Source organism: Arthrobacter sp. TJ-270, assembly GCF_058269075.1.
This window is the reverse complement of the sequence record NZ_JBZCNB010000001.1, coordinates 205,760-218,169: the sequence shown is the minus strand read 5'-3', so window position 1 is coordinate 218,169 and position 12,410 is coordinate 205,760. Positions and strand designations below refer to the sequence as shown.

At 63.7% G+C, this 12,410-nt stretch carries 12 protein-coding genes; 8 read left to right on the top strand and 4 right to left on the bottom strand.

Translation table 11 applies throughout. The features are described from left to right. Window positions 1-99 precede the first annotated feature (99 nt). From guaB1 to AC4D2M_RS01035, 3 genes are all read left to right on the top strand, one after another. Window positions 100-1,548: a GMP reductase gene (gene guaB1, locus AC4D2M_RS01045; protein WP_490889230.1), complete on the top strand. Its 1,449-nt coding sequence runs from the start codon at window positions 100-102 to the stop codon at window positions 1,546-1,548. Window positions 1,549-1,937: 389 nt separating this feature from the next. Further along, a complete protein-coding gene (locus tag AC4D2M_RS01040) occupies window positions 1,938-3,287 on the top strand; it encodes a hemolysin family protein (protein WP_490889228.1) in 1,350 nt (449 codons plus the stop codon). Then, on the top strand, window positions 3,284-4,384 hold the full coding sequence (locus AC4D2M_RS01035; RefSeq protein ID WP_490889226.1) for a hemolysin family protein: 1,101 nt from the start codon (window positions 3,284-3,286) through the stop codon (window positions 4,382-4,384). Before AC4D2M_RS01040 ends, AC4D2M_RS01035 begins: the two co-directional genes overlap by 4 nt. A 60-nt stretch (window positions 4,385-4,444) precedes the next feature. On the opposite strand, the gene AC4D2M_RS01030 is transcribed toward AC4D2M_RS01035, so the two are convergent. Continuing rightward, window positions 4,445-5,233, bottom strand: coding sequence for a nitroreductase family protein (locus tag AC4D2M_RS01030; protein ID WP_490889223.1), 789 nt, complete (start codon window positions 5,231-5,233; stop codon window positions 4,445-4,447). A 21-nt stretch (window positions 5,234-5,254) separates the two neighbouring features. Further along, window positions 5,255-5,593: a hypothetical protein gene (locus AC4D2M_RS01025; protein ID WP_490889222.1), complete on the bottom strand. Its 339-nt coding sequence runs from the start codon at window positions 5,591-5,593 to the stop codon at window positions 5,255-5,257. Window positions 5,594-5,753: 160 nt separating this feature from the next. On the opposite strand from AC4D2M_RS01025, the gene AC4D2M_RS01020 reads away from it, so the two are divergent. Genes AC4D2M_RS01020 through AC4D2M_RS01010 form a run of 3 tightly spaced genes read left to right on the top strand, consistent with a single transcriptional unit; the run spans window position 5,754 to window position 8,526 of the window. Next, on the top strand, window positions 5,754-6,779 hold the full coding sequence (locus tag AC4D2M_RS01020) for a metal ABC transporter substrate-binding protein (RefSeq protein WP_490889220.1): 1,026 nt from the start codon (window positions 5,754-5,756) through the stop codon (window positions 6,777-6,779). Window positions 6,780-6,823: 44 nt separating this feature from the next. After that, window positions 6,824-7,648, top strand: a complete 825-nt coding sequence (locus tag AC4D2M_RS01015) for a metal ABC transporter ATP-binding protein (RefSeq protein WP_490889218.1) — start codon at window positions 6,824-6,826, stop codon at window positions 7,646-7,648. After that, window positions 7,645-8,526, top strand: coding sequence for a metal ABC transporter permease (locus AC4D2M_RS01010; RefSeq protein WP_490889215.1), 882 nt, complete (start codon window positions 7,645-7,647; stop codon window positions 8,524-8,526). Before AC4D2M_RS01015 ends, AC4D2M_RS01010 begins: the two co-directional genes overlap by 4 nt. Here AC4D2M_RS01010 and AC4D2M_RS01005 read toward each other — a convergent pair. Next, window positions 8,523-8,975, bottom strand: a complete 453-nt coding sequence (locus tag AC4D2M_RS01005) for a Fur family transcriptional regulator (protein ID WP_490889212.1) — start codon at window positions 8,973-8,975, stop codon at window positions 8,523-8,525. The two genes, AC4D2M_RS01010 and AC4D2M_RS01005, sit on opposite strands and share 4 nt — an antisense overlap. A 109-nt stretch (window positions 8,976-9,084) precedes the next feature. Between AC4D2M_RS01005 and AC4D2M_RS01000 the strand changes: the two genes are divergently transcribed. Beyond that, window positions 9,085-9,756 (top strand): MBL fold metallo-hydrolase, encoded by a 672-nt coding sequence (locus AC4D2M_RS01000; RefSeq protein WP_490889210.1) that lies wholly within the window; start codon window positions 9,085-9,087, stop codon window positions 9,754-9,756. Here the strand turns inward: AC4D2M_RS01000 and AC4D2M_RS00995 are convergent. Continuing rightward, entirely contained in the window at window positions 9,746-11,416 is a 1,671-nt protein-coding gene (locus tag AC4D2M_RS00995) for an alkaline phosphatase D family protein (RefSeq protein ID WP_490889208.1), read from the bottom strand. The genes AC4D2M_RS01000 and AC4D2M_RS00995 overlap by 11 nt on opposite strands. A 148-nt stretch (window positions 11,417-11,564) precedes the next feature. Here AC4D2M_RS00995 and AC4D2M_RS00990 point away from each other — a divergent pair, with 148 nt between their 5' ends. Then, a complete protein-coding gene (locus tag AC4D2M_RS00990) occupies window positions 11,565-12,395 on the top strand; it encodes a sulfurtransferase (protein WP_490889206.1) in 831 nt (276 codons plus the stop codon). Window positions 12,396-12,410 lie beyond the last annotated feature (15 nt).

The following is a 12,410-nucleotide window of genomic DNA, read 5'->3' as shown; positions in this document are numbered from 1 at the left end:
GGCTTCCTTGCACGCAGGTATCGCCATGTCGGGACACGGGTCGGGATCCACGTGAGATTAGGCATACACTCGCTTGTGTAACCGACCGCAGGAGCACCCGTGCGTTTCATCAACACGCCCTCAACTGACCTCACTTATTCGGACGTTTTCCTTGTACCGTCGGCCTCGGAAGTCATCTCACGGTTCGACGTCGACCTGGCCACCGAAGACGGAACCGGCACAACCATCCCGCTGGTTGTCGCGAATATGACGGCCGTCACCGGACGCCGCATGGTGGAAACCGTGGCCCGGCGAGGCGGACTTGCCGTACTTCCGCAGGACGTGCCCACGCACGTCATCAGGAAAGTCACACAGTGGGTCAAGCAGCGTGACCTGATCTTCGAGACACCTTTGAAGCTGCAGCCGGGCAACACGGTGATCGACGCGCTGCACCTGATCAACAAACGGGCACACGGAGCCGTCATGGTGGTCGACGACGACAACCGCTGCGTCGGTGTAGTCCGTGCAGCCGACTGCGAGGGTGTGGACCGCTTCGCGTCGCTCGAAGCTGTTATGCGGCCACCCCTGAACCTTGAGGCTTCGCGGTTCTCTGCGGACCGCGACGCAGCCCTTCAGGAGGCCTTCGAGGAACTCGACGCCGCAGGTGCGTCTCTCGCAGCCGTCTCACGGAACGGTCAACTTGCCGGCGTCATTACGCGCAAGGGTGCGCTGCGGTCCACCATCTACCAGCCGGCAACAGACCGCCAGGGACGGCTGCGGGTGGCCGCCGCCGTCGGTATCAATGGCGACGTCGCTGCCAAGGCGGCCGAACTGCTGGAAGCAGGTGTTGATGTCCTCGTAGTGGACACTGCCCACGGACACCAGCGGAAGATGCTCGACGCACTGAAAGCGGTCACGTCACTCGATCCCTCTGTTCCCGTCGTGGCCGGAAACGTAGTGAGCGCCGACGGCGTGCGCGACCTCGTGGAGGCGGGAGCCTCGATCATCAAGGTCGGCGTGGGCCCCGGCGCCATGTGCACCACCCGGATGATGACGGCGGTAGGCCGGCCGCAGTTCTCTGCAGTCTACGAGTGCTCGCAGGCCGCTGCGGAACTCGGCGCCCATGTCTGGGCGGACGGCGGTGTCCGGTACCCGCGGGACGTGGCACTCGCACTGGCGGCCGGTGCCAGTCAGGTGATGATCGGATCCTGGTTCGCCGGCACGTACGAGAGCCCCGGAGACCTGCAGACCGACAGCCAGGGACGCCAGTACAAGGAGAGCTTCGGCATGGCCTCCGCCCGTGCGGTCCAGAACCGGACACAGCGGGACGATGTATTCGCCCGGGCCCGCAAGGGACTGTACGAGGAAGGCATCTCGACCTCCACCATGTACCTCGACCCCGCCCGCCCCGGCGTTGAGGACCTCCTGGACATGATCACGGCGGGTGTGCGCAGTTCAATGACCTATGCAGGAGCGCGGTCGCTCGCGGAGTTCCGCGATCGGGCGATCGTCGGCGTGCAGTCGGCAGCCGGCTATGACGAAGGCCGCCCGCTCCAGCAGAGCTGGTAGGGCGACGTCGGCGGGGAGGCCTTCGCGGCAGGGTCGGTGCCGTTGCTGTAAACTGGAAACCTTATGGACAGTTCCTCTAGGGGCCGGCCCATGGCGCGCACGCAGCGACAGGCAGCATCGATCCGATGTGCAGCGCAGCCATCCAGTGCCGGCAATCCCCGTTCACATGCCCATCACCCATCCGCTTCCGTCCGTTCAGCAGTAGGCGGACCGTCCTCGGTCGCCACTGCGTGTCCGGACGCCGGACATACCGGAGACCTTGTCTCCGGTAATGCGGCGCCTCCGGAGCCTTCCCAACCGGACGAGCCCTCCCAACCGGCGGAACCTCCGAAACCCGGTGCGCCGGTTGGAACCGGCGCACCTGTGCTGCCCTCGGCGGTGACCCGGTAATGGAATGGTTATACCTTGTTGTGGGCCTGCTGCTGATCCTCGGCACCGGCTTCTTCGTCGCCGTTGAGTTCGCGCTTGTTGCGCTCGATCAAACCTATGTTCAGCGGGCGGTGGACTCAGGTGACAAGCGGGCGGAGCCAGTGCTTCGATGCCTCAAGTCGCTCTCCACGCAACTCTCCAGCTGCCAGCTGGGGATCACCCTGACAACGCTGCTCACCGGTTATGTCATGGAACCGTCGGTTGGACGACTGCTTGAGACGCCTCTGGGCGCCGTCGGCGTCCCGGAGACTGCGCGCGCCTCGATCTCCCTCATCCTCGCCATGGTGTTGGCGACCCTGCTCTCGATGCTGATCGGTGAGCTGGTGCCCAAGAACATGGCAATAGCCCTGCCCTTCAGGGTCGGGCGGGCACTTGCCCGCCCGCAACTCATCTTCACCGCGATCTTCAAGCCCGCGATCGTTGTCCTGAACGGTTTTTCCAATCGTGTCCTGCATCTGTTCGGCCTGGAAGCGAAGGAAGAAATCTCCGGAGCGCGAACACCCTCCGAACTGTCGTCACTGGTGCGGCGGTCAGCCGAACTGGGAACCCTCGACCAGGGCACCGCGAACTTCCTCGCCCGAACTTTCAGTTTTTCGCAGCGCACCGCTGCTGATGTCATGACGCCGCGAATTCGAATGGCCACGATCGAGTCCGATCAGACGGTGGCCGACGTCGTCGATCTGGCACGAAGCACCGGATACTCCAGGTTCCCGCTCATCGGAGAGTCTCCGGATGACATCCGGGGCGTTGTGCACGTCAAGAAAGCCGTGGCCGTGCCCCGGCCGAAGCGAGCCGAGCTACCGGCCGGGACGATCATGACCGACGTACTGCGCATTCCCGAGACCGTCCATCTGGACTCCCTGCTGAGCGAACTCCGGGAGGCGAACCTGCAGCTCGCGGTGGTACTTGACGAGTACGGGGGCACGGCCGGTGTTGTAACGCTCGAAGATCTGGTCGAGGAGATCGTCGGCGAGGTTGCCGACGAACACGACAAACTGAAGGCTGGCGTCCTGCAAAGCGCGGCCGGTAACTGGTTCTTCCCCGGCATCATGCGTCCCGACGAGGTCAGCGACCAGGTCCCGCACCTGGTAGTTCCTGACGAACCCGGCTATGAGACGGTCGGCGGATTCATGATGTCCGTCCTCGGCCGGATCGCCGAGATCGGCGACCGGGTGGAGGTGACGGGCGGCATCCTCGAAGTGGAACGCATGGACGGACGCCGGATCGACCGCATCAGCTTCATCCCGATCGTGCCCGAAGATGCCGAACAGTCCGATCCAGGCACGCGTGCCGTAGGGGGTACACGATGAGCGACTGGGCAGGAATACTGTGGCTGGTCATTCTCCTGATTGCCAATGCGTTCTTCGTTGGTGCGGAGTTCGCAGTCATGAGCGCACGCAGGAGCCAGATTGAGCCACTTGCCGAAGAAGGTTCGAAACGCGCGCGAACCACGCTCTGGGCGATGGAGCACGTCTCCCTCATGCTCGCCTGTGCGCAGCTGGGTATCACCGTATGTTCCCTGCTGATCCTTCAGGTGGCTGAGCCCGCTATTCACCACCTGATGGTGGTTCCGCTCGAAGCGATCGGGCTCCCGGGCGCCCTGGCGGACGGTATAGCTTTCGGTATCGCACTGGCGCTGGTGACTTTCCTCCACGTCACCTTCGGCGAAATGGTGCCGAAGAACATCTCGGTCTCGGTGGCAGACAAGGCTGCGCTGTTCCTCGCGCCGCCGCTCGTGATGGTGGCGCGCGTAGTGCACCCTGTCATCTCAAGCCTGAACTGGACGGCCAACCACATCCTTCGCGCCATGCGCATCGAGCCCAAGGATGAGGTGACTTCGTCCTTCACGCTGGAGGAGGTGCAGTCCATCGTGCAGGAGTCCACGAGGCATGGGCTGGTGGACGACGACGCCGGGTTGATCAGCAGTGCGCTTGAGTTTTCGGGGCAGACGGCCGGAACCGTGATGGTTCCGCTGGATGAACTCGTCACGCTCAGCACCGACTCCACGCCCGAGGAGTTTGAGAAGGCAGTCGGACGCACCGGTTTTTCCCGTTTTGTGCTGGTCGACCAGCACAACAACCTCACCGGGTACATGCATCTCAAGGACGTCATGTCCATGCCGGAAGCGGCCTACTCGCGGCCGATCACGGAGAACAAGGTCCGCGCCCTCGCAAACCTGAGCGTGGACGACGAAATCGAGGACGCGCTGGCGATCATGCAGCGCACCGGCTCACACCTGGCTCGCGTGATGACCCACGACGGACATGCGCGGGGCGTGCTTTTCCTGGAGGACGTCATCGAGCAGCTGATCGGGGAGATCCGTGACGCCACCCAGAACCAGGGACTTCGGAGAACCGGCGAGTTTCTCCAGCAGGGCGTGCACCTGGGAACCAGGGAAGCGCGCTAGCCAAAGGTTCGACAGCGGGATCCTGACTCATGACAGGGTCCCCGCTGTCGCTGCCGAGCGTCAGTCCCAGCCTTGCTGCGGCGTGGCGCAGGTGTCCCGGAACACATATTGGGAAGGGCGCTTCCGCTGCCGGCTTGACCAGTCGATGGCTGGGCGCCGCTGCCTTTCGGGGAGGTAGCCCAGCCGGTACACCGCCATCAGCTCCAACCCGTCCGGTATCCCGAGAATCGATTCGACCCTCCTCCAGTTCGCTGGGACCTCCATGGGGAAGGAGACAAACTGGATGCCCATCCCCAGCTCCACGGTGGTGAGCCACAGATTTTCCATCGCGGCACCCATGCTGAACACCGAGTAGAAACCGGACAGTTCGCCGGGGCGGTATTCGCTCCTGTCCAGCATGACGCCCAGCAACAGTGGCGAGCCCGCCACGAGTTTCCGGTTTTCCTCACCGAGGGTTTGCGGCACCCGAAGCTTGTTCATCAGGGTCTGCCCCGACGGAGTGAAGACCTTCCTGGTGAAGAGGCGAAGCACCGCGGGGAGCTGGTCGAAGAGCATGCCGTCCCGCCGCTCGTCCATTTCGGCCTCGCTGAAGCGAAAATAGCGTTTATAGCGCTCAAAGAACGTTCCCTCAGCCATGACCTGGGTCATGCTCTCGCCGCTTATGGCCGCGATCCGCCCAATAGCGTCCCGATCCTCGACGATGACGAAGCGCCACGGTTGGCTGTTCAGCTGGGAGGGTGCGGCGCCGGCCACCTGCATCAGCAGCTTTTGGTGGTCCTGACTTACCGGATCGGGGAGGAACGGACCGTTGGTGGTCTTGCGATTGAAGATGACGTCAAGGAATTCCACTGGTGTCCTAGGGTGTGCGGATCAGGGGGCAAGTGCCGCCATTACGCTCAGGATATAGAACGGCAACGGAACCATCGCCGCGCAGGCATGCCGGTAGGGATGGCGTCGTGCTGACCCGATGTAGGGGAGGGCGGCCAGGGCCACCAGTGCGGGAATCAGGTACCAACCGGCCGGGCTGCGGCTCCACCACAGCGAACTCGCGGCAATCAGTGCCAGGCCGAACGTGACGACATAAAATCCGTGATGAAACCAGCGGAATCCACTCGAATCGACCAGCCCCGTCCGCACCGCCACACCGAAACAGGCGTTGAGCAGGTACGTTGCACACGCCGACACAAAGAGTAAGGCAATCGCGGTCACGGGCCTGGGCACCAACGCGCGGTGTAATTCGACACGGCTTCATCTTCGCATTTCCGGGCTCATCCGACTCCAAACGAAATGCGAATGATTCACGTTTAGGTTAGAGTTGGATGAGCCCGTCGAGGGCCCCATACTCTCTGAGAAAAAGTAGAGGACAATCATGCGCAGCATCTACGCGCGAACGACGGCGGCGCTCACCGCTTCAGCTCTTCTTCCATTCGCCCTCACCGGCTGCGGACAGGACGCCGAAGGCTCCGGACAGACATCAGAATCAGGTGCGCTGCAGGTCGTGACCTCTACGAACGTCTACGGCGACATCGTCGAGTCCGTGGGCGGTGAGCACGTGGAAGTGACGGCAATCGTCAATAGCCTGAGCCAGGATCCCCATTCCTACGAGGCCACAGTGCAGGACAAGCTCGCTGTGTCCAAGGCGGACCTTCTGGTGGAGAACGGCGGCGGTTACGATCCCTTCCTGCACACCCTCGCCGACTCAGTGGAGATGAACCACGAATACATCCTCACCGCCGTCGAAATCGCCGGCGTAGCCGCCGAGGAAGAGGCGCACTCAGAAGAGGAGGCCCACTCAGAAGAGGAGGCCCACTCAGAAGAGGAGGCCCACTCAGAAGAGGAGGCCAGCGCCGAGGACGAGCACGCTCACGGTGATTTCAATGAGCACGTCTGGTACAATCTGGACGCCATGGCAGATCTCGCAGGCGCAGTAGGAGAAAAGCTGTCGGCGCTCGATCCGGACAACGCGGATACCTACGAGAGTAACGCCGCCTCTTTCGCGGAGCAGATTGCCGGGCTGCAGGACCGAGCTGAGGCGCTGGCCCCCGACGCTGACGGAAAGCCCGTTGCGGCCACCGAGCCTGTTCCCGCCTACCTGCTGGAAGCTGTCGGCCTTGAGGACGTCACCCCCGCTGATTACATGGAGGCCATCGAAGAGGACGCGGATGTGCCCGTTGCCGCATTGAACGAGATGCAGGGACTCATGAAGAGCGGCTCCGTCGCCTTCCTCGCATACAACGAACAGACCGAAGGCCCGCAGACCCAGGCCGTCCGCAGCACCGCCGAATCGGCCTCAGTGCCGGTGGTCAACTTCACCGAGACCCTTCCCGAAGGCGCAGACTACATCTCCTGGATGACCACCAACGTCGACAACGTCGCCGAAGCTCTTAAGTCCTGACAGAATTGGCCAAGACACTCCCAACTCTGCAGCTAGGAGGCCGCGTGGCCGACGACGGTGCTGCCACTGACCCGGTGGCGAGCCTGCGCTCGGCGTCCCTTTCGTTTGGCCGCCGAACGCTCTGGCACGATCTGGACCTGGACATCCGTCCGGGGGAGTTCCTTGCCGTTCTCGGCCCCAACGGTTCGGGCAAAACGAGCCTGCTGAGAGTACTCCTTGGCCTGCAGGAGCTGGACTCGGGTACAGCTACGGTCAACGGTCACGCGCTGCACCGCGGGAGCCGCGCTTTCGGTTACATCCCGCAACAGAAGTCCTTCGCGGCCGAAACCCCGTTGCGCGCACGTGACCTGGTCGGACTCGGGGTCGACGGACACCGTTGGGGTTTTCGCCGGGGCGGGGGAAGCTACCGGCGCACGGTGGATGCACTCCTTGAGAAGGTGGGGGCGTCGTCGTACGCGGACGCGCCGGTCGGACGGTTGTCCGGCGGGGAACAGCAGCGGCTGCGCGCTGCCCAGGCCCTCGCCACCGATCCGCAGGTGCTGCTCTGCGACGAACCGCTGCTCTCGCTCGACCTTCACCACCAGCAGGCGGTGAGCAAGCTCATCAACGATCAGTGTCGCCACCACAACACCGCAGTGGTTTTCGTGACGCATGAGATCAATCCCATCATCGATTACGTTGACCGTGTCCTTTACCTCGCGGGCGGACGGTTCCGGGTCGGCCGGCCGCAGGATGTAATGACCAGTGAAGTTCTGTCCGATCTTTACGACAGCAGAGTGGACGTCATGCATAACAACGGCCGCATTGCCGTGGTGGGCCTGCCGGATGCCACCACACACCACCACCATGCAGAGGTAGCGCTGCCGTGACCTTTGAAGAGATATTCCGGGCGATTTTCACGTTCGACAACTACGCCGAGCTGCTCCCACTGGTGCAGAACTCGATCTGGGCCGGTGCTGTGCTGGGTCTACTGGGTGGGCTGATCGGCACCTTCGTGATGATGCGGGACCTGGCCTTCGCTGTTCATGGGATCGCCGAACTCTCCTTCGCCGGTGCCGCCTTTGCCCTGCTGATCGGCGCTAACGTGGTGTTCGGCTCGCTGACCGGATCGGTGATAGCTGCTCTTCTGCTCGGACTGATGGGCATCCGCGCCCGGGACCGCAATTCGATCATCGGCGTCATCATGCCGTTCGGGCTGGGCCTGGGAATTCTGTTTCTGGCGCTCTATGAGGGTAGGGCGGCGAACAAGTTCGGTCTGCTTACCGGGCAGATCGTCTCCGTTGACCAGGTGCAGCTGACGCTCCTGGCCGGCTGCGCCGTCGTCGTCATGGTTGCCCTCGGGGCCATCTGGCGCCCACTCACGTTTGCCAGCGTAGACCCGGAGCTGGCCGAGGCGCGGGGCGTGCCGGTGCGCGGGCTGTCCCTGACGTTCATGTTCCTGCTGGGAGTTTCGGTGGCGCTGTCCATCCAGGTGGTGGGCGCGCTGCTGGTGCTTGCTCTGCTCATCACACCCGCGGCGGCGGCGCTGAAGGTCAGCTCATCACCACGGCTGGTGGTGCTGCTCAGCGTCGTGTTCGCCTGTACGTCGGTTGTGGGCGGCATCCTGCTGGCGCTGGGTGGGCGGATACCGATCAGCCCCTATGTGACCACCATTTCCTTCGTGATCTACCTGGTGTGCAGGGCCATCAGTTGGCACCGTTCCAAGAAGGCCATCACGTCCGAGCTCCGCGCGGTGCAGCAGGCCTAGTTCTTCGCGGAGGTGCACTCCGGGCACAGGCCGTAAATCTCGACTGTATGTGCTACGTCGGTGTATCCGTGCTCCTGCGCCATACGTGCAGCCCACTGCTCGACCGCAGGCGCCTCAATCTCAACAGCCCGTCCGCACTTGCGGCACAGCAGGTGGTGGTGGTGGTGTTCGACGGCGCACCGGCGGTAGACAGCTTCGCCCTCGCCGTTTCGCAGAACGTCCACGAGGCCGTCGTCGGCCATTGACTGCAGGATTCGATACGCGGTGGCCAGCGAGACCGACTCGCCCCGTTCGTGAAGCTTGCGGTACAGCTCCTGCGTGCTCACGAAGTCGTCCAGGTCATCGAGGGTGGCGCTGACCGCCCGGCGCTGCCTGGTCACCCGCTGTTCCGACCCCTTGCGGACCGGCTGTTCTGCCTCCGATGACATGCCCGGCTGGTCACCTCCCATGTACTCAATTTGACCCGCGTCAAGGGTAGCACCGGCGCACGCTGCGCCCACTGCGCCGGTTGGGTGGCGCCCGCAGACAGAGGGGTCGAACGCCGGATAGTCTGGGCGAATGTTGCTGACGAAGTTCACCCATGCGTGCGTCCGCCTTGAGAAGGACGGGACCCGAATCGTTCTGGACCCCGGGAACTTCTCCGAGGTCGAAGAGGCCGTTTCCGGGGCGGCGGCGATTCTCATCACCCATGAGCACGCCGACCACTTTGACAAGACAAGGATTGCAGCTGCCGTCCGTGCTGATTCCCGGTTGGAGGTCTATGCCCCGCAGGGCGTCGCCACCCAGCTGGGGGAGGAACTTTCAGACGACGACGACGACGGCGCCGCCGGCCGCGTCCATGCTCTGGAACCTGAGGGGCACTACACCATCGCAGGGTTCGACGTCAGAACTTTCGGCGGGCAGCACGCCCTCATTCATCCGCACATCCCGGTCGTAAAGAACATCGGATACCTGATCGACGGCGCCCTCTACCATCCGGGCGACTCGTTCATAGTCCCGCATGGGGTCCAGGTGCATACCCTGCTCGTGCCGGTGCACGCGCCATGGTCGAAGACCGCCGAGGTGATCGATTTCGTCACGTCGGTTCGGGCACCGCGGGCGCACCAGATTCATGACGCGCTGCTGAACGAGACCGGTCTGAAAATGGTCGAGGGCCATGTTTCCCGACTGGGGAAGCACTATGGAACGGACTTCGAGCACCTGGCCCCCGGCCAGAGCGTCACCCTTTGACGCGACGTCCTTCGGGGGTGACGGTATAGCTCGCCACTTCCTTCAGCCGGGGGGTGTCCGGGCCGCCGTCGGTCACGCCGGTTGCCCACCGCAGTTTCAACCCGTCATCGCTGTCTTCGAGTACCGCAAGGTTGTTGTCGAACCACGGCCCCTTGATGTTCGTCCAGGAGAACGGCGGTTTCGGGACCTTCGCCGAGCGCGCCACCAGGGAACCGATCGGGCTGGCGACGCTGTAGGACATGACCACCGTGGCAAACCGCAGGGCGCGCGGGAGCGGATTGCGGATGGGTGAACAGACGAACTGAAGAATGCGGCTGCCGGACGGGCGGTCGATCTCAGCAATGTATGAGAAGTGAACGTCTCCGGAAAGGAACGTCACGGTCTGCGGAGCGGGTCCGCGCTTACCGTCGGCCACCTCAATAGCAAGGTGCGCAACCGACCGGAAGCTGCGCTGGAACGCGCTCCAGTGCTCAAGGTCGAGAAGCTGCCGAAGGCCCTCGCCGATCCTCGAACCCCGTTTTCCCCAGGCGCCCTCCGCTAGAGCCTCGTCCCACGCCTCGATATAGTGCAGGCCGCGGGGGAGGAGGAAGGGAAGCGAGGTCGCAATCAGCAGATGCCTCATGCCGCCCTGAAAGTGCTCATCCAGCCATTTGAGTTCAACCTCGTCCAGGATGGAGCGCTGACCCGGATCAAGGACCCGCGCGGCACGTGAATCGACGGTGATGATCCGTACATCGCCGATGTCCCGAGAGTAGCTCCAGCGGTAGCTGAGGGGGTCAGAATCCGCCCGTTCGGCGAATGCGTCGAGCTCGGCGGTGAGATCCAGTTCCTTAGGACCTGCGTGGGAAGTTATCCTGCGCCACAGAATGTCCTCTGCGCGGGCCGCCGGAGAGAGGTTCCCGAGATGCTGGTATACCCAATAGGACGAGAGCCCAGCGACGATTCGGTCATGCCACCAGGTGGTTGCATGCATCTGTTCCCGCCAGGAAAGTGATGCGTTCCAGTCATCCCGGATGTCGTGATCGTCGAAGATCATGGCGCTGGGAAGGGTGGAGAGCAGCCAGCGGTTCGCCTCGTCGGACCAGGCGAGCCTGTACAGATGGGCGTACTCCTCGTAGTCCTGCAGTTCCTCCCCGGGTAGCTCATGGATCGACCGGCGCGATTTGATGAAGTCCTGCATCTCGCTGCTCGTTGCGTCGGCGTACACCTGGTCGCCGAGGAAGGCGACAAGGTCGGGACGGGCGTCGTCGTCGTGGTTGTCCGCAAGGTCGAGCGCGTAGGCACGCAGCGCATCGACGCCGTGGGTAGCGTTGCCCATGCGGTCGTGGGGGACGCTCGTTCGGCAGGAGCCGAACGCGAGCCGCAGCCGTCTGTCGGGATGGAGCGTGCGGATGGACGGGGCAGGGAAAGATGAGCCGGGCTCCGGCCAGACACTTTCACCGTCGATCTCAACGGTGTACTGCACGGTCGCACCCGGGGGGAGGTCCGACGCCTCCACCAGCGCGTAGTGATGATCATGGACGGCAAACGTGGGGGCGGACCATTCACTGCCGTCGGCGCGCACGACGACGGTGCACGCTGCGCTGGTCTCCACCCAAACCGAGGCCGAAGTTTCATCGACATACCGGAGCATCGGACCGAGCACCAGAGTAGCTGTCATTACCCTTTTGTACCCCCTGACGGGTGGGAGGGCCAGAGCAGTAAATACATCCCGACGCGACGGGCTTGGAGCGAGGAGCGGAGCTGTGGTGAACTGGGCTCACACCTGGCCGGTGTGCCACCGGTCACACTTTCATAAGGAGATCTTCATGGAGACTCTGATGGACGTGCAGGCGCTGCGGAACCGGATGACCTCCGGTCAGCAGACCGTCCTGCTGGATGTTCGCTGGGCGTTGGGTGATCCCCACGGCCACGAGCAGTACCGATCAGCTCATATCCCAGGCGCAGTCTACGTCGACCTTGAAAGGCAACTGTGTTCAGGCCCATCCGCGGCGGAAGGACGCCACCCGTTGCCGGAACCGGAAGCGTTCGAGGAAGCGGCCCGTCAATGGGGCATCAACGACGGCGATGTGATTGTTGCGTATGACGACACGGGCAACCTGGCGGCGGCCCGGCTCTGGTGGTTGCTACGGGATGCGGGCCTGACCCGTGTCTATCTGCTCGACGGCGGATTGAGTGCATGGCAGGCAGCCGGTTTTGAGACCGAGCGAGGGGAGGAGCAGCACTGCCTCGGTGATGTCACCCTGAGCTCCGGCCACATGCCCGTCCTCAAAGTCGATGACGTTCCGGCCCTGACGCAGCACGGTGTCCTGCTCGACGCCCGGGCACCGGAACGTTTCCGTGGCGAGATCGAGCCGGTTGACCCGAAGGCCGGGCATATCCCGGGGGCATGCAGTGCTCCCACGTCGGGGAATCTCACACCGCAGAAGACCTTCCTTCCGTCAGCGGAGCTGCACCGACGGTTTGCCGCGCTGGGCATCACGGACACGGTCGACGTCGCGGTGTACTGCGGATCGGGGATCACCGCGGCGCACGAGATCGCCGCCCTCGAGGTTGCCGGGTTCGCGGCGGCGCTGTATCCGGGATCGTGGTCCCAGTGGTCCCAGCGCGCTGATCTGCCGGTGGCCACCGGTCCCTGACGGGGCAGCGGGCCC

Excerpts from the sequence above, each read along its gene's own strand:
- AC4D2M_RS01040 (WP_490889228.1), top strand. The coding sequence starts at position 1,938 with ATGGAATGGTTATACCTTGTTGTGGGCCTGCTGCTGATCCTCGGCACC.
- AC4D2M_RS01035 (WP_490889226.1), top strand. The coding sequence starts at position 3,284 with ATGAGCGACTGGGCAGGAATACTGTGGCTGGTCATTCTCCTGATTGCC.
- AC4D2M_RS01020 (WP_490889220.1), top strand. The coding sequence starts at position 5,754 with ATGCGCAGCATCTACGCGCGAACGACGGCGGCGCTCACCGCTTCAGCT.
- AC4D2M_RS01005 (WP_490889212.1), bottom strand. The coding sequence starts at position 8,975 with ATGGGAGGTGACCAGCCGGGCATGTCATCGGAGGCAGAACAGCCGGTC.
- AC4D2M_RS01000 (WP_490889210.1), top strand. The coding sequence starts at position 9,085 with ATGTTGCTGACGAAGTTCACCCATGCGTGCGTCCGCCTTGAGAAGGAC.
- AC4D2M_RS00995 (WP_490889208.1), bottom strand. The coding sequence starts at position 11,416 with ATGACAGCTACTCTGGTGCTCGGTCCGATGCTCCGGTATGTCGATGAA.
- AC4D2M_RS00990 (WP_490889206.1), top strand. The coding sequence starts at position 11,565 with ATGGAGACTCTGATGGACGTGCAGGCGCTGCGGAACCGGATGACCTCC.